The 16,221-nt window shown below is 40.1% G+C and carries 16 protein-coding genes; 7 read left to right on the forward strand and 9 right to left on the reverse strand.

Translation table 11 applies throughout. The features are described 5' to 3' along the window. Nucleotides 1–119 precede the first annotated feature (119 nt). A complete protein-coding gene (locus tag VF675_RS12145; RefSeq protein WP_440205286.1) occupies nucleotides 120–2,327 on the reverse strand; it encodes an OsmC domain/YcaO domain-containing protein in 2,208 nt (735 codons plus the stop codon). A 293-nt stretch (nucleotides 2,328–2,620) separates the two neighbouring features. Here VF675_RS12145 and VF675_RS12150 point away from each other — a divergent pair, with 293 nt between their 5' ends. Both VF675_RS12150 and VF675_RS12155 read left to right on the forward strand, forming a co-directional pair. Next, entirely contained in the window at nucleotides 2,621–2,968 is a 348-nt protein-coding gene (locus VF675_RS12150) for a carboxymuconolactone decarboxylase family protein (RefSeq protein WP_440205287.1), read from the forward strand. A gap of 30 nt (nucleotides 2,969–2,998) precedes the next feature. Further along, on the forward strand, nucleotides 2,999–3,628 hold the full coding sequence (locus VF675_RS12155) for a class I SAM-dependent methyltransferase (protein WP_178319301.1): 630 nt from the start codon (nucleotides 2,999–3,001) through the stop codon (nucleotides 3,626–3,628). Nucleotides 3,629–3,737: 109 nt separating this feature from the next. Here VF675_RS12155 and dsbG read toward each other — a convergent pair whose 3' ends face one another. From dsbG to dsbD, 3 genes are read right to left on the reverse strand one after another with little or no spacing between them, the layout of a single operon-like run. After that, a complete protein-coding gene (gene dsbG / locus VF675_RS12160; protein ID WP_004973828.1) occupies nucleotides 3,738–4,496 on the reverse strand; it encodes a thiol:disulfide interchange protein DsbG in 759 nt (252 codons plus the stop codon). Nucleotides 4,497–4,556: 60 nt separating this feature from the next. Beyond that, entirely contained in the window at nucleotides 4,557–5,387 is an 831-nt protein-coding gene (locus VF675_RS12165; protein ID WP_440205288.1) for a redoxin domain-containing protein, read from the reverse strand. Next, nucleotides 5,384–7,447 (reverse strand): protein-disulfide reductase DsbD, encoded by a 2,064-nt coding sequence (gene dsbD / locus VF675_RS12170; RefSeq protein WP_440205289.1) that lies wholly within the window; start codon nucleotides 7,445–7,447, stop codon nucleotides 5,384–5,386. The genes VF675_RS12165 and dsbD overlap by 4 nt, the downstream gene beginning before the upstream one ends. Before the next feature lie 170 nt (nucleotides 7,448–7,617). On the opposite strand from dsbD, the gene VF675_RS12175 reads away from it, so the two are divergent. From VF675_RS12175 to accC, 5 genes are all read left to right on the forward strand, one after another. Further along, nucleotides 7,618–8,286 (forward strand): response regulator transcription factor, encoded by a 669-nt coding sequence (locus VF675_RS12175; protein ID WP_104851944.1) that lies wholly within the window; start codon nucleotides 7,618–7,620, stop codon nucleotides 8,284–8,286. Continuing rightward, nucleotides 8,283–9,689: a sensor histidine kinase gene (locus tag VF675_RS12180; protein WP_104851943.1), complete on the forward strand. Its 1,407-nt coding sequence runs from the start codon at nucleotides 8,283–8,285 to the stop codon at nucleotides 9,687–9,689. The genes VF675_RS12175 and VF675_RS12180 overlap by 4 nt, the downstream gene beginning before the upstream one ends. Nucleotides 9,690–10,656: 967 nt before the next feature. Further along, nucleotides 10,657–11,112 carry a type II 3-dehydroquinate dehydratase gene (gene aroQ, locus VF675_RS12185; RefSeq protein ID WP_096902340.1) on the forward strand — a complete coding sequence of 152 codons (456 nt, stop codon included), beginning with the start codon at nucleotides 10,657–10,659 and terminating at the stop codon, nucleotides 11,110–11,112. A 16-nt stretch (nucleotides 11,113–11,128) separates the two neighbouring features. Beyond that, nucleotides 11,129–11,551: an acetyl-CoA carboxylase biotin carboxyl carrier protein gene (gene accB / locus VF675_RS12190; protein WP_004973838.1), complete on the forward strand. Its 423-nt coding sequence runs from the start codon at nucleotides 11,129–11,131 to the stop codon at nucleotides 11,549–11,551. Between the two features lie 17 nt (nucleotides 11,552–11,568). Continuing rightward, a complete protein-coding gene (accC, locus tag VF675_RS12195) occupies nucleotides 11,569–12,936 on the forward strand; it encodes an acetyl-CoA carboxylase biotin carboxylase subunit (RefSeq protein WP_004973841.1) in 1,368 nt (455 codons plus the stop codon). Nucleotides 12,937–13,142: 206 nt separating this feature from the next. On the opposite strand, the gene VF675_RS12200 is transcribed toward accC, so the two are convergent. From VF675_RS12200 to VF675_RS12220, 5 genes are all read right to left on the reverse strand, one after another. After that, a complete protein-coding gene (locus tag VF675_RS12200; RefSeq protein ID WP_440205290.1) occupies nucleotides 13,143–13,904 on the reverse strand; it encodes an alpha/beta fold hydrolase in 762 nt (253 codons plus the stop codon). A gap of 163 nt (nucleotides 13,905–14,067) precedes the next feature. Next, nucleotides 14,068–14,934: an MBL fold metallo-hydrolase gene (locus VF675_RS12205; RefSeq protein ID WP_004973849.1), complete on the reverse strand. Its 867-nt coding sequence runs from the start codon at nucleotides 14,932–14,934 to the stop codon at nucleotides 14,068–14,070. Nucleotide 14,935: 1 nt separating this feature from the next. After that, nucleotides 14,936–15,352: a DUF6691 family protein gene (locus tag VF675_RS12210; protein WP_004973852.1), complete on the reverse strand. Its 417-nt coding sequence runs from the start codon at nucleotides 15,350–15,352 to the stop codon at nucleotides 14,936–14,938. Continuing rightward, nucleotides 15,353–15,769, reverse strand: coding sequence for a YeeE/YedE family protein (locus VF675_RS12215; protein ID WP_004973854.1), 417 nt, complete (start codon nucleotides 15,767–15,769; stop codon nucleotides 15,353–15,355). Between the two features lie 248 nt (nucleotides 15,770–16,017). Beyond that, a complete protein-coding gene (locus tag VF675_RS12220; protein WP_004973856.1) occupies nucleotides 16,018–16,191 on the reverse strand; it encodes a hypothetical protein in 174 nt (57 codons plus the stop codon). Nucleotides 16,192–16,221: the final 30 nt, after the last annotated feature.

Genomic DNA, 16,221 nt, shown 5'->3' on the forward strand with positions numbered 1-16,221 from the left:
TAGATAGCATTTGAAATGCAACACCATGTTGTTGCCATAATACCTGACTCGGACTTTTAAAGCCGAGTCTTTTTCTTGGACGGTGATTCAAATCAGAACAGCGTTCTACTTCTGCAAGATTAGTCTTTATTCAGCCCAACAAACTTGGCACGTGCTTTATGCAGTTTTTTGTAGCTGTCGATTAAACGTAAATGACGATCTAAACCTTCAAGCTGCATATTGGTTTCGGTTAGACCATAGAAACGTACTGTGCCTTCAACAGAACCCATGACTGCATCCATACGTTCATTGCCAAACATACGGCGGAAATTGACCTCATAATCGGCAATATCCATTTCATCATCTAAAATAACTTCAAGCACGACATTCATACATTGATAGAACAAGCCACGTTCTACGGTATTGGTGTTGTATTGTAAGAATGCTTCGACTAAATCTTTCGCTTCTTCAAACTGTTCTAATGCCAAATAAATCAACAATTTTAATTCGAGGATGGTGAGCTGCCCCCAAACGGTATTGTCATCAAATTCAATGCCAATTAAGGTTTTGATTTCGGTATAGTCATCTAGCTCACATTCTTCCAAACGCTCAACTAAAGCTTCAAGTTGCTCATCATCCAAACGGTGCAGATTTAAAATGTCTTCACGGTACAGCAAAGCTTTATTGGTATTATCCCAAATCAGGTCTTCTACCAAATACACTTCTGAATAATCAGGGACTAAAATTCGGCAAGCAGTTGCACCTAAATGTTCATAAATCGCCATATAGGATTCTTTGCCCATTTCTTCTAAAATCGCAAATAAAGCCTCAGCTTCTTCGACATTGCTATATTGACCATTGTTGGTGAAATCCCACTCTACAAATTCATGGTCTGCCTGCGCGCTAAAGAAACGCCAAGACACTACACCACTAGAATCAATAAAGTGTTCAACATAGTTATTCGGCTCAGTTACCGCATTCGTGCTAAAGGTCGGCTGTGGTAAATCATTTAAACCTTCAAAACTACGCCCTTGCAATAGTTCAGTTAAGCTGCGCTCTAAAGCGACTTTAAAGTTTGGATGTGCACCAAACGAAGCAAAAACACCGCCTGTACGCGGGTTCATTAAGGTCACACACATGACAGGGAATTGACCGCCTAAAGACGCATCATTCACCAATACTGGGAAACCTTGTTCTTCTAAAGCCTGAATACCTGCCACAATACTTGGATACTTTGCCAAAACTTCTTGCGGTACATCAGGCAGGCTCATTTCTTCCTGAATAATTTCACGCTTCACTGCACGTTCAAAAATTTCAGATAAACACTGCACTTGAGCTTCTGCAAGCGTGTTACCTGCACTCATCCCGTTACTTAAATATAAGTTTTCAATTAAATTTGATGGGAAATATACCGTTTCACCATCGGATTGACGCACAAATGGCAATGAACAAATACCACGTTCAGTATTGCCTGAGTTGGTGTCATATAAATGTGTGCCCAGCAACTCATCTTCAGGATCATAAATTTCTAAGCAATATTCATCTAAAATTTCTTTAGGCAATTCACCATTTGGGCCAGGCTTAAACCATTTTTCATTTGGATAATGCACAAATTCGGCATTGGCAATCTCTTCACCCCAGAACTGATCGTTATAGAAGAAGTTACAGTTCAAACGTTCAATGAATTCACCCAAAGCAGATGCTAATGCACTTTCTTTGGTTGCGCCTTTACCATTGGTAAAACACATTGGCGATTGCGCATCACGAATATGTAATGACCAGACATTGGGTACGATATTACGCCATGAGGCAATCTCAATTTTCATGCCCAAACCTGCCAAAATACCCGACATATTGGCAATAGTTTCTTCAAGCGGTAAATCTTTACCAGCAATAAAAGTCGCTTGAGATGAAGTCAAGTTCGGCATCAGCAAAGCTTGTGCATCGGCATCAATACTTTCAACTTGCTCAATCACAAACTCAGGGCCTGTTTGCACGACTTTCTTTACGGTACAACGGTCAATAGAACGTAAAATCCCCTGACGGTCTTTTTCAGAAATATCTGCAGGCAATTCCACCTGAATTTTAAAAATCTGCTTATAGCGGTTTTCAGGATCGACAATATTGTTTTGAGATAAACGGATATTATCGGTTGGAATATCTCGTGATTGGCAATAAACCTTCACGAAATACGCAGCACACAATGCAGATGACGCAAGGAAATAGTCAAATGGGCCTGGCGCAGAACCATCGCCTTTATAACGGATGGGCTGATCGGCAATGACGGTAAAATCGTCAAATTTAGCTTCAAGACGCAAGTTGTCTAAATAATTGACTTTAATTTCCATGCAGGCACCTATTGTATGTGCCTACTCAGACACAAAATTATAAAATATTGATTTATAAGCCGAATCAAGAGGGAGAATAAGACTTAAAAATGAGGTTTGAAGTCATCGCAACGGTATAATAGCGACTCCAGAATATGCGACAACATTATAAAGTGATTTAGGTGAATTGATAATGCTATAAATACAGATTTACTGAATTTAAGCAAAGCTTCTAATTAATATATATAAACATAATATATTTAAATGTATGGTATATTGTCTTTAGGTTCTAATCTGCTTGATGGTGAAACAACATGAAATATACCGAACTCACTGCTGAAATTTCGTCTAATATCAAATCTATGAAAGAACAATCTCCCGATTTACTTAAAAGCTTTAATGCCCTATCACAAGTTGCGATGAAAGACGGCGTAATTGATGCCAAAACCAAAGAGTTTATTGCGCTTGCAATTGGTGTGGCACAACGCTGTGATGGTTGTATCGGTTTTCACGTCAGAACTTTGGTCAAAATGGGCATGACTTTTGAAGAATTGAATGAAATTTTAGGTATTGCTGTTTATATGGGCGGTGGCCCATCACTCATGTATGCCGCAAACGCCGTGGCAGCATTTAAAGAGTTTTCTCCATCTACAGCCGAATAACAGCATCAAATTATTTACCGAGTCGAAACTATGTTAAATATCCATAATGAATGGGATGAACGCTACAGCCAACATGACCATATTTATGGTGAACAAGCCAATGCGTTCATTCAGGACATTACGCAAAAACTGTCTATTCACGGCAAAACTTTGGGCTTGGCCGAAGGTGAAGGTCGTAACTTGTTATATTTGGCCGCTTTGGCACAAGCCAATGGGCAAGCATTTGAAGCAGATTTGTGGGACTACTCGCAAGTTGCTTTAGATAAGGCCCAAGGCTATGCACAGCAACGTGGTTTAAGTCTAAATACACGAAAGCAAGATTTAAGTCAGGTGAATTGGCCAGCGAATCAATATGACAACGTGATTTGCGTATTTGGTCACTTTAACCCTGAAACACAGCAAAAAGTGTTAAATGGCGTGCGCGAAACTTTGGTCAACGGCGGTTTATTTGTTGGTGAGCTGTATTCTACTCGTCAGCTAGAATATAAAACGGGCGGCCCACGTGCAGTAGAAATGCTGTACGATCCTATCGAGTTTTTAAGCCATTTTAAACACGATCATCTGATTCATTTCTTTGTGGGCGATGTAGAACGCTCAGAAGGCAAACTGCATCAGGGCAAATCCCACGTCATTCAATTTGCGATTCGTATTCAGAAATAAAAGACTGAATCTTTTACATCAAAAAGCTTGCTCCAATGCAATTAGAGCAAGCTTTTTTGCGCTTTAGATTTGAATATTCAGTTAGATATTTGCTCGGAAATTTTTAAAATCACTCAAACACATCTTTCATAGATTTTGGCATTCCTTGTACCGACTGTAATTCGCCCTGTTTATTTTTCCAAAGCACAACAGGTGTGGCAAAGAACTCGTATTTATCCATCAGTGCCTGATTCTGTTCTAAGGTTTTTTCTACATGTACAGGCACAGTTTTTTGCTCGATCAGCTTTTTTTGTCCGTATTGACGATGGAACGCATTAAAGGTCTGCTGTGGGTTTTTCGCCATTAATAAAGTCGCGGCCTGCCCTTTGCTTTCAGGTCGGATCACCGCCACAATAATATGTCTTAACTGAACTTTGCCAGATTCTACCCACGGACGTGCCTGCTTCCAAAAGGTATGGCAATACGGACAATTCGGGTCTGAAAACACGTAGACAATTTTTTCAGCACTGGTTTGCCCATCCTGAATCCAAGTAGCGTGTTCCAGACTTTGCCACACATCTTCAAGTACCGACTTTTTCACATAACGGTCTAAAGCATCGACGGTTAAATTATTGCCTTGTGCATCAAACAAAGTGCCTACAATATAGTATTTCTGATCATTGGAAATAAACACTGTCGCAGGACTTTGTTCAATATGCCCTGCCCAACCTGTCATTTGTGCAGGTGCTTGAATTTGTTGCACAAACTTAAAACCTTCTTTTTCAATGTGCTGTTTGAGGTTGTCCTGTGCTTGCAGCATACTCACACTACTGGCAAGACTCATACCTATCGCCAGTTTCAGCATGTTATTTTTGATGTTTGATGTCATATTGATTGTCCTTAATTTTGGCTTCACGGCGGGTTTTCTTTCAAATCGTTAAGAGCGCGTTTATGGATTCGCTTGTATTTTTTTCAGATAATGCTGCAGCATCAGCTTGGTCAATTCACCCATGTGATGATCGACCAATTCTCCTTGTGCATTAAAAAACAAAGTACTTGGCAAACCGAACATATTGAAGTGTTGTCCTAAACGAGCTGCAGGGTCTAATAACACGTGTTCAAACTGAAATCGATGTTTCTGTAAATAGGCTTGAATCTCTGCTGCAAATTCGCCTTGATTGGCAAATACAAAATTGACCTCAGGGAAATCTTGCTGTGCTTGTTGCATAACAGGCATTTCACGATGACAAACTGGACACCAAGTCGCCCAGAGATTAATCACCGTGGGCTGCCCTGAAAATTGAGCTAAATCTTGAGGTTGTTGCGCTAGGTTGTGCAATACTAGATTGGGATAGGCATGCTGCGTCTGCAAAGGTTGGATAAGACTCCAACCTACAACTTGTACTGTAATAAAGAGCGCAACTGCCCATGCCAGAACAACACGTTGAATAGCGCGATTTTTCCAGACAAACCACGCCACACCTGCCATAACTGCGGCAATCAGATGAAAGCCTTTGTCCTGAATTTTTAAAATATCAATCGGGTTGGCAAAGTACAGCTCATAATGCTGCAACACAAAAACTGCCCGCCCAACTAAAGCACCAATCCACAGCGCATTCCATAATGCATCCTGATAACCTGTCCAAGTCTGTGCATTCCATGTATAACGACGCTGAAAAAATTTACCCATTGCAAAGACGACAATCAGTCCTAGCAATAAAAACACCAATGGCCATGGAATCATCAACATGCCTAACTGCAAGACTGCGGATTGAATCATGGCGCAGCCTCTTGCAGTTGATGAATATTTTGAATCAATTGCGCTGCGTTATAAGCACCTGTTAGACGCAATTCACGTTGTTCCCGTTGTGGATCTGCCAAAAATAACAACGTTGGCGGCCCTAAAATCTGCCATTTTTTCAATAAGGCATCTTGTGAAGGATGCTGTTCGGTTAAGTCGAGTTTAATCCGCACCACATGCTTTAAAGCATCTTGCACATCGGTACGAGGAATCACATCACGCTCAATCGGCTGACACGCCACACACCAATCGGCATAGACATCAATCACAATCTTTTGATGAGCATGTGCGGCCAAAGCTGCATTCAACTCTTGTTCTGTGCGTACTTTGATCCATGGCTGTAATTGGTCTGCTTGTACCTGCGCATTGACACTGGCAATACTCTGATTGACATGCCAAATTCCACTACTGGCGATTACTGCCGCCAAAGCCAATAACGAAAAACGCTGTGGACGATGTAACACGTGGCGCAAAATTGCAATTAAATATGCAGCGAAGGCAAATAACACCACAGCAAAAGCAACATAGTACCAAGTCACAGAAAATAGCGGACGAGCAAAATACAAAGCCATTGCCAACATGATAAAACCAAAGCTAAATTTTAGCCGTTCCATCCACAAACCTGGCTTTGGCAAATATTTCGCGCCAAACACGCTGGCAATAAGTAAAGGAATTCCCATACCTAAACCGAGCAGGAACAAATATAAACCACCCAATGCTGCTTGATCCAAATGTGAGACGTACAGCAATGCTCCCGCTAAAGGCGCACTCATACATGGCCCGACAATCAGTGCAGAAATCACCCCCATAACGCCCGCACCCAATAAAGTACCGCCTTTTTGATATTGCTGAATACGATCTAAACGCTGTAACACTGCTTGTGGTAATGACAACTGATACAGTCCAAACAGGTTTAAAGCAAAGAGCACAAACAACATAGCAAAAACTGCAATCACTACGGGATTTTGGAACCAACGCTGTACGCTATAACCAATGTGTGACGCAACAACGCCCATCAAGCCATAGACTAGCGCCATACTGACGATAAAGGTGATCGCAATTGCTGCCGCTTTATAGCCTGTATTGCGCTGCACCAAAATGCCAGAAAGAATTGGAATCAGCGGCAATGAACACGGTAAAAAAGCCAGTAATACCCCAAAACCTAAAAAGATAAACGCATTCAGTAACAACCCTTGCCCAGACAATATATTCAGGAAAAATTGATCATTGTTCCATTGCTGATTCAGACTCGTACTACTGGCTGTTTCCGTATTGCTTGAATTGGCTGATGCAGCGAATGTATTGTCTGTCAACGCCATATCTGTATTTTCAATCTCTAAGGAATTTGCTAAATCAACGTTTTCTACTGGTTCAGGGGTAAGTTTAGGATCAGCTTGTGTTACAGCAACCGCATTTTCAGCAAGCTGTGCTTTGTTTTCTAGCGTTTGCTGTTCAAGTTTGAGTTCTTTTGTCGTTACAGTATTTGCAGTTGTCGTAACTTGTTTTTGTGTACTAGAACCATTGGCTTGATGCTTATCTGCATCATTTAAGTTAGTGTTTAAAGCAGCCTGATTATTCTGATTGAGTTGCTGAAGTAAATTACCTTTGCCCGCACTTAAATTATGCTGTGGTAATAAACCATCGGCATCGGTTTGAATCGTTTTACGCTGTACGGGATAACACAAACCATCTTCAGCGCAGCCTTGCCAAGTAATTTGATATTGCTGATTAGGCTTCACCTGAATCTGTGTTGTCACTTGCCCATAATGCACACGTGTCAGCCCGAAAGTCGGATCATCTTTTTCCTGCCCTGCAGGCAATTTAAAAGCAAGCGGCTTTTGAGCCTGACTGACTTTGAATTGATCGTGATATAAATAGTAATGCGGTGCGACATCCCATTTCAGTTCAATCGTTTGTTCAGACAATGACGTCGCCTGAAACTTAAAAGCTTGATCGGACGCTAAAAATTCATTGGCAGCATTGACCCACACCGCACACAGACTCAACACAAAATAAGCAATGACGCGAATAAAAATCATGTATTTATACTAAAAATTAAAAAACTGACTGTATTATCGGTAAGTGTAGATTAAGAGAACATTAATAAAGATTTTTCTTTGTAAACTTGAGCATTGTAGGTGCCTAATCTAAATTTGTGGCGTGATCGAGATGTGTCATATATTGGGCTGACTGTGGTATAGGAGCAAATATGTTCGTCGTTTTGGTGGAAGATGATCCTTATATTGCCCAAAGTATTGTGGCAGCACTCGAATTTTTAAGTATTTCAGTCGAACACGTGAATAACGCGCGCGATGCCGATTACTTCATACGTCATAGTGCGGTAGATCTGTGCCTGCTCGATTTAGGTCTGCCTGACCAAGATGGTTTACAGTTACTCGAAAACTGGCGTAAAGATGCCATTCATATTCCAGTATTGGTATTAACCGCGCGGAATCATACTCAAGACTGCGTACAGGCGCTCAACTTAGGAGCAGATGACTACCTAACTAAACCTTTTGAATTAAATGAACTGATTGCCCGTGTATATGCATTAAGCCGCCGTCATCGTGGTTATTCATCGAACCAACTGCAAAGTGGTCAGTTACACATGAACCTCGATACACAAGAAGTCAGTTGGCATTCACAAAACATTCAGCTTTCACGCCGTGAATATAGCCTATTGGAAACCTTTTTACGGCATCCGAACCAAATCTTAAAAAATGAAGAACTGATAGATAAAGTGTATGGCTTTCAAGACAGTATCGAAAGCAATGCCTTAAATGTGCATATCTACCATTTACGGCATAAAATTCACCCCGATTTTATTCAAACGGTGCGTGGTGTCGGCTACATCTTTAAACCTGAGCTGCTGACATGAAAAACTACAGTCTGAAATGGCGTTTGGTATCGACCATCAGCTGTGCATTTATTTTGCTGTGGGTGATTGTCTTTGCATGGCTCTACCATGACTTGGAACAACGCTTACAAAATACGCTGGATGAACGACTTTCTACCTCAGCCCGTATGGTCGCCCGCCTGATTCAGCAACTGCCCCTAGAACAACTCACAGAAAGTTTGCATGCCGAATCAGAAAATGCCTTGCTACATAGTTTAATTGCTTGTGAAGTCTCTATTTTCCGTGCCGATGTTTCATTACCACAGCATGTGATTGCACGCACTCAAGGCGCACCGAAAAATTTAAAAAACCAACAAGTCGGTTTCAGCACATGGACAGAAAATGGACTGCAATGGCGTAGTTATGTACTGCGTGAAGGTGAAGTTCAGGTGGTGGTGGCTGAAAAAATTCAGTTACGGCAAAACCTACTTAAACAAATTTTACAGTCGGTACTGATTCCTTTACTGCTTACTTTGATTATTTGTATTTTGCTAATTTTGTGGATTATCCGTCTGGAGTTTTTACCGCTCGATCACATCACCCGCCACTTAATTCAGAAAAAACAATCTTTAGATGAAGCTTCTCGTTATTTAATTGAACTGAGATCACAAAAAATTCCTAAAGAAATTCAGCCTTTTGTCGATAACTTATTGATGCTGATTGAACGCCTACATAAAAGTCTGGAACACGAAAAAAACTTTAGTGCATTTGCTGCGCATGAACTGCGCACGCCGTTAACGGCTATTAAAACGCATGTGCAACTGAGCCAATTGATGTTGAATCAAACCGCATCTGCCCAAGATACAGCCAAAGTCATCGACAATTTAAAACACGCAGAACGCAGCATCCAACGTTATCAACAACTTTTGGAACAACTGTTATTGCTCAGTCAAACTGAAGCAGGTATTCAAGCGGCACATAGCCATGCAGATATGCGTAGCGTATTAGAAACAGTCTTGTCGGAACTGACTGTGGAATATCCCAATTTATCAGCGAAATTACAGATTGATTGGGCGAGTTTGGTAGCACAACACATTAATATTCCAGCGCCTGCGTTGCACATGGTACTGAAAAACTTGATTCAAAATGCTTATTTGCATGCAGAGGATGCGCCAAACATTCAAATTTATATGCAAGACCTGCAATTGATCATTGCAGACCAAGGCAAAAGCCTGAATGAAGATGATTTTACCATTCTGACTCAGCGTTTTTGGCGTAAATCTGCGCATAAACAAGGCTATGGCTTAGGTCTAACTCTAGTCAAAGTATTATTAGAGCAATATGGCTACCTACTTCAATTTCAGGCTAACCAACCGCAAGGTTTAAAAGTGATTGTCAGTTTTGATGCAGCACCTTCTGCAACAGAGAAACAACAGACGGATTAAGCTTTTCTGAGCTTTAACAGCAAATAAAGCAAGATTCAGAACAAGATCACTTAACTTTTGCCAATACCGAACATATTGCTCTACTTTACGATAACGCCATTTTTAAGGTGATTTTTGAAATAAAAGGTCAATGCGTTCTAAAATTTTATCTATGATGTAGATGCTGCGGGCTATTGAGTAGAAGAACATTGGCTAGAAAAAAATTGCTGAAACTTTCATCACCGTTTTTTTGTTCGATACCACGTCATATTTTTAAATGAGGTAGATATCCGTGCAGATCGTGCATGTGCTTGGTCTTGTGATCAATCTACAACTTAATTAAAGTGTACATAAAACCAACAGCACCCCACTCAAAATATAATACGCAGCGTAGGAGCATCTATTCCAGACTAAAATATAGATAAATATATCAATCAAAGCATTCCATTTAAGCTCATGTTTTATTTAAATAAAGTTGAATTTTTAAAATATCTTATTATCGAAATGATCTTTCTATCGAATCCATAACCACTTGAACGATGATCACAAAACGTATTAGATGATCCACTGCAGTTTGTGTGGTCATCTACTTTGAATGAACTGAAAAAATGGAATCGCCATTTTTTATAAACAGCAACGAAATATCATGCTATAAAGAAATGCGATATTGATGTTGGTTGTTTTCTGGCTTTGACATTCCGAATCAAACCAGTTCAAGTCACTCGCTTGATCAGTCGTTACAGAAAACAAATGAATAGATTTGGTCAGTTGTTTTAGAATATAAAAATCAGCAAAAAAAACTAAAAATGTAATTTTTTAACATTGCGAATTCCCTGCAAAGTTTTCATTATAGAGCCTCATTTTGGCACACGCTTTCTACGTCAAATTAAACAAATTACAAAAAAAATGTGGAATTTTATGCCATAATTAGCAAACTTTGCAGACATCTTGCAAAGTATTATTGCAATTATTTATTGGAGCAAGCGGAATGAGTTCGACCATTTTGGTTATTCATGGACCGAATCTAAATTTGCTAGGAAAGCGTGAACCCGAAGTTTATGGTTACCTCACTCTTGAGGATATAAATCAACAGCTCATTTCACAAGCGCAAAAAGCATCAATTTCTATAGATACTTTCCAAAGTAATTGGGAAGGCGCAATTGTAGACCGAATTCATCAAGCCGCGTTAGATGGCACACAATATATCATTATTAACCCTGCTGCATTAACGCATACCTCTGTTGCGGTACGTGATGCCTTGTTAGGGGTCGCTATTCCATTTCTTGAAGTCCATTTGTCGAATGTGCATGCACGTGAGGCGTTTAGACATCATTCATATTTATCAGACAAAGCCATTGGTGTGATTTGCGGTTTAGGCGCAAAAGGCTATGCCGCAGCACTCGACTTTGTTCTTGAAAAAATTCAACCTACTACACAATCTTAAACTAGGAATACTGTCCATGGATATTCGTAAAATCAAGAAACTCATCGACTTGATGATTGAATCTGACTTACAAGCGATTGAAGTTAAAGAAGGCGATCAGTCGATTGCATTAACTCGTCGCAGTCCAGTAGTAGCGGCAGCAGTTCCTGCAATGCCTGCACCTTCTGCAGAAGTACCATCTGCACCTAAATCTTCACCACGTGGTGCTGTTGAAACTTCTCCAATGGTTGGCGTGTTCTATGCAGCACCAAGCCCAGGTGAAGCACCATTTATTAAAGTGGGTCAAACTGTTTCTGCTGGTGAAACGCTTGGCATTATCGAAGCAATGAAAATCATGAACCCAATTGAAGCAACTCAAAGTGGCGTGATTGAAGAAATTCTAGTTAAAAATGGCGAAGTGATTCAATTTGGTCAACCACTCTTCCGCTACCGCGCTTAAGACCTCGGGGATTCACAATGTTGCAAAAAGTTTTAATTGCAAACCGTGGTGAGATTGCCCTGCGCATCACCCGAGCTTGCAAAACTTTAGGGATCAAAACCGTGGGTATCTATTCAGATGCCGATAAAGACCTGATGCACTTACGCTTTTGTGATGAAGCCGTGTGTATTGGTCCGGGTGCGAGCAGTGAAAGTTACCTGAATATTCCTGCAATTATTACTGCAGCAGAAATTACAGGTGCAGATGCCATTCACCCTGGTTATGGTTTCCTTGCCGAAAATGCCGAATTTGCTGAAATTGTAGAAAGTTCAGGTTTCATTTTCATTGGTCCACGCCCTGAGCATATTCGCTTAATGGGTAACAAAGTTTCTGCAATTACTGCAATGCGTAAAGCTGGCGTACCAACTGTACCGGGTTCAGCACACGCCGTTACACCACACAATGCTTTAGCTGAAGCCAAAGAAATTGGTTTCCCGCTCATTGTAAAAGCGGCTGCTGGTGGTGGTGGTCGTGGTATGCGTATTGTAGAGCGCGTAGACACCCTGCTTGAATCAGTTCAAGCGGCTCAACGTGATGCAGAAATGTGGTTTGGTGATGACACGGTCTATATGGAACGTTTCTTACAAAAGCCACGTCACGTAGAAGTACAAGTATTGGCTGATGGTAATGGTCACGCGATTCACCTTTATGACCGCGACTGTTCTTTACAACGTCGTCACCAAAAAGTTCTTGAAGAAGCGCCAGCACCTAACTTACCAGAACAAGCACGTGCCGATATTTTAGAAGCGTGTGTTAATGCATGTAAATTAATGCAATACCGTGGTGCAGGTACTTTCGAATTCTTATTTGAAGATGATGAATACTTCTTCATTGAAATGAATACACGTGTTCAGGTTGAGCATCCTGTAACTGAAATGGTGACAGGCATTGACATCATTGAACAACAATTGCGTATTGCTGCAGGTCTAGGTTTAGACATTGAGCAAGATCAGGTTGAAATTCGTGGTCACGCAATCGAATGTCGTATTAACGCAGAAGACCCAACCACCTTCGTACCTTCACCAGGTAAAATTGAACACTTCTATGCCCCAGGTGGTGCAGGTGTTCGTGTAGATTCACACATCTACGAAGGTTATAGCATTCCGCCGTATTACGACTCAATGATTGCTAAACTGATTGTGCATGGTAAAGATCGTGAAACCAGTATTGCGCGTATGCGTCAAGCCTTGGATGAAACCATCTTAACAGGAATTAAAACCAACATTCCTTTGCACAAAGACTTAATTCTGCAAGATAAAAACTTCTGCAAACAAGCAATGGATATTCACTATCTTGAAAAGCATTTGCTAAAGCAACTTGCAGGCAATGAAGAAGAAAAAGCATAAGCAATTTAAGGTTGCTTAAGTTTAAAATGAAGAGCTGATGATTCAACATCAGCTCTTTTTTATTGTTGAGAATAAAAGCTAAACCGTTCATCTATGCAGATCAGTGTGAAGAAAAAAACAATACTCCAAATGAAGTATTGGTTTAAAATTGACTTAAAAACTGAGATCATTTTAGATCATCGAATGATGCAAAATACTAGACAAGATTAATCTAAAAACTCAGTCATGAATGCCAATACCTCTGCTGTTTTTTCGGCATGCAACCAATGCCCTGCATGAGCGACTGTTTCAACTTTTGCGTGAGGAAACTGTGCTTGAATAGCGGCATAATGCTCAGGTAACTCAATATAAGGTGAATTACCGCCACGAATAAACAAAGTATTGACATCACTATGCACCGTCTGCCATGAAAAAATTTCGGCATAATGTTCATGTAGCGCATTTAAGTTAAATAACCATTGCCCTTTGCTAAATGACTTCATCAAAAATTGCACAACCATTTCTTCTTGAAGATGCTCACGCATAATTTCCATTGCCGCTTGGCGACTTTCAACTTGTGCATCTTGCACAGCAAACAAGGCTGTAAAAATTTGATCGTGACGATTTTCAGGATAAGCAAAAGGACAAATATCCAATAAAACCAATTGCTGTAAACGCCCAGCAGCCAGAGGAGCTAAAGTCATTGCAACTTTACCGCCCATTGAATGCCCAACCACAGAAAACTGTTCGATATTCAAGCTGTTCAACGTTTCTAAAACATCTTGTGCCATTGCTGCATAATTCATGTCATCACAATGCGCAGACTTACCATGATTGCGCACATCTAATTGAATTACGGTGCGCTGTTCTTGAAATGCACGTGCGAGCATGCCTAAATTACTCAAACTACCAAATAAACCATGAATAAAAACCAAAGGTGGCAATGTAGATTCAGGCTGATTTTGCGTGATTTGATAATTTAACAACATAAAATAGACTCTAAACTTGAATTCAAATGATTGATCTATTTAATGAGTTTTGAGTTTATAAATCAAATTTTATATGTGTTTTTTACGGTGAAACTTATAATATTGCTTAGGCTATTTGTATAAACCTAAGCAATAACATACAAGATGAACTTTTCTTAAAATTTTATTTAAAATAATTCAAAGGCAACTTCAAATAACGAATGCCGTTGGCCTCAGGTTGTGGGAACTTACCTGCGTCCATATTGATTTGAATTGATGGCAGAATCAATTTAGGCATCGTTAAAGTAGCATCACGCTGAGTTCTCATCTCAATAAATTCAGCTTTGCTTACCCCTGTATGAATATGAATATTCTGCTCTTTTTGAGTTTTGAGCAGTGTTTCATGTTCATATTGTTCACGTGATTCTGGTAGATAATCATGGCATAAGAACACTCGTGTTTCTTCAGGCAATGCGTATAGCGTTTGCACAGAATCGTACAACTGCCCTGCACTGCCTTTCGGGAAATCACAACGTGCCGTACCATAATCAGGCATAAACAAAGTATCACCTACAAATACAGCATCACCGATCACATAGCTTAAACAAGCAGGCGTATGCCCCGGTGTAGGGATGTTATAGGCTTGTAATTCACCAATCGTAAAAGTTTCATGATCGTCAAACAGATAATCAAATGATTGATGTGAATTGAAATACTTGATATCCAAGTTATAGATAGCACTAAATGTTTCTTGCACAATCGAAATTTTATGGCTCATGGCAATTTTACCACCCAACTGCTCTTTTAAATATTGAGAAGCTGTCAGGTGATCGGCATGCACATGCGTTTCTAAAATCCATTCAACCGTTAATTCATTTTTTTGGATGTAAGCAATGATTTCATCGGCATGAATTGTTGAAGTAGTCGCAGATGCAGGGTCATAATCCAACACGCTGTCAATAATGGCACATTGACGCGTTACAGGATCACTTACCACATAACTGAATGTATTAGTATTTTCATCAAAAAAATGCTGAATATCTGCGTGCATCTTATGCTCCTGCAACCTTACGATGAATGAGAATCCCCACCAACATTGCAACAATGAAATAGATTGCTTGATAATAACCTAAACCAATCAAGGTTAGACTTGGCGCTGGACAAATTCCTGCAACGCCCCAACCGATACCAAAAATAAAACTACCTGTGATCAGTTTAGAGTCAATTTGAGTTTGTTTAGGCAAATCAATTGGTTCATTTAAAATGGTTTTTGGTTCAGCTTGGCGCATAATTCTTTGGAATGGAATAAAGGCAACCGCAATTGCACCCATCATAACAAATGCCAGACTTGCATCCCATGTACCGAAAAGATCGAGGAAGTTTAAAACTTTTTCAGGATTCGACATACCAGAAAGAATCAATCCAGCTGAAAAAATACCACCGAAAACAAAGGCTAAGAAATTTTTCATTTAGAATGCTCCTGTGATATGGCGGATAACATAAACGGTAATAAAGCCAGCTAACATAAAGGTAGCTGTTGCTGCAATGGAGCGCTTAGATAAACGACTCATGCCACAAATACCATGTCCACTGGTACAACCCGAACCCAAACGAGTACCGAAACCAACCAACAATCCCGCCACAATCATCATCAATGGGCTTGCATTCAATTCAACTTTAGGTTGAGCCACGATGCCATAGAAAAAAGGCACAATGAAAATACCTAACACAAACCACAATGCAGGCGTTTTGAACAGCGTTTGCGGATTTAATACTTGAGCCAGTAAACCACTAATGCCTGCAATACGACCATGAACATATAAATAGCCCACGACTGCAAGACCAAGCAATCCACCACCGATTAATGCCAGCAGATAATCATGCATTTTGAACACCCAAAACAATATATGTTTTTATAATATATTATTGTAATTATTATTCAACTATTCTCTTGTAAGTTTTGTAAACTTCATCTGACTATTCGTCTATGTTTGCGATGTGAGAGAGATTTCGCAAGTTTTTGGCTGATATTAAGTCATAAGGCAGAAAATTTAGTCATTCTAAATGACTGCCTCATAACGTAATAAAGATATATCAAAATAGACAGCAACGACAAAAGTTGAGGGCATTAGACTCATTTGTGAGCAAGCGCAATAAGTTCTTTTTTATGCCGACGAATTACACGTTTAGCAGCATCTAACATAATGCGATTGGTAGTCTCATCATCACCAAAGTCAATAGGTTTAGCTGGACACATTGGACGAGCTTTTCGATCTTCGATTGTGTAGTCTTTAAGACGCTTACCCATACTGCACCTCTCAGAATTTCTTAACTTTCA

Source organism: Acinetobacter sp. Lyrl_1 (genome assembly GCF_051948795.1).
GTDB lineage: Bacteria > Pseudomonadota > Gammaproteobacteria > Pseudomonadales > Moraxellaceae > Acinetobacter > Acinetobacter towneri.

Coding starts and splice junctions, on each gene's coding strand:
- VF675_RS12145 (WP_440205286.1), bottom strand. CDS start 2,327: ATGGAAATTAAAGTCAATTATTTAGACAACTTGCGTCTTGAAGCTAAA.
- VF675_RS12150 (WP_440205287.1), top strand. CDS start 2,621: ATGAAATATACCGAACTCACTGCTGAAATTTCGTCTAATATCAAATCT.
- VF675_RS12155 (WP_178319301.1), top strand. CDS start 2,999: ATGTTAAATATCCATAATGAATGGGATGAACGCTACAGCCAACATGAC.
- dsbG (WP_004973828.1), bottom strand. CDS start 4,496: ATGACATCAAACATCAAAAATAACATGCTGAAACTGGCGATAGGTATG.
- VF675_RS12165 (WP_440205288.1), bottom strand. CDS start 5,387: ATGATTCAATCCGCAGTCTTGCAGTTAGGCATGTTGATGATTCCATGG.
- dsbD (WP_440205289.1), bottom strand. CDS start 7,447: ATGATTTTTATTCGCGTCATTGCTTATTTTGTGTTGAGTCTGTGTGCG.
- VF675_RS12175 (WP_104851944.1), top strand. CDS start 7,618: ATGTTCGTCGTTTTGGTGGAAGATGATCCTTATATTGCCCAAAGTATT.
- VF675_RS12180 (WP_104851943.1), top strand. CDS start 8,283: ATGAAAAACTACAGTCTGAAATGGCGTTTGGTATCGACCATCAGCTGT.
- aroQ (WP_096902340.1), top strand. CDS start 10,657: ATGAGTTCGACCATTTTGGTTATTCATGGACCGAATCTAAATTTGCTA.
- accB (WP_004973838.1), top strand. CDS start 11,129: ATGGATATTCGTAAAATCAAGAAACTCATCGACTTGATGATTGAATCT.
- accC (WP_004973841.1), top strand. CDS start 11,569: ATGTTGCAAAAAGTTTTAATTGCAAACCGTGGTGAGATTGCCCTGCGC.
- VF675_RS12200 (WP_440205290.1), bottom strand. CDS start 13,904: ATGTTGTTAAATTATCAAATCACGCAAAATCAGCCTGAATCTACATTG.
- VF675_RS12205 (WP_004973849.1), bottom strand. CDS start 14,934: ATGCACGCAGATATTCAGCATTTTTTTGATGAAAATACTAATACATTC.
- VF675_RS12210 (WP_004973852.1), bottom strand. CDS start 15,352: ATGAAAAATTTCTTAGCCTTTGTTTTCGGTGGTATTTTTTCAGCTGGA.
- VF675_RS12215 (WP_004973854.1), bottom strand. CDS start 15,769: ATGCATGATTATCTGCTGGCATTAATCGGTGGTGGATTGCTTGGTCTT.
- VF675_RS12220 (WP_004973856.1), bottom strand. CDS start 16,191: ATGGGTAAGCGTCTTAAAGACTACACAATCGAAGATCGAAAAGCTCGT.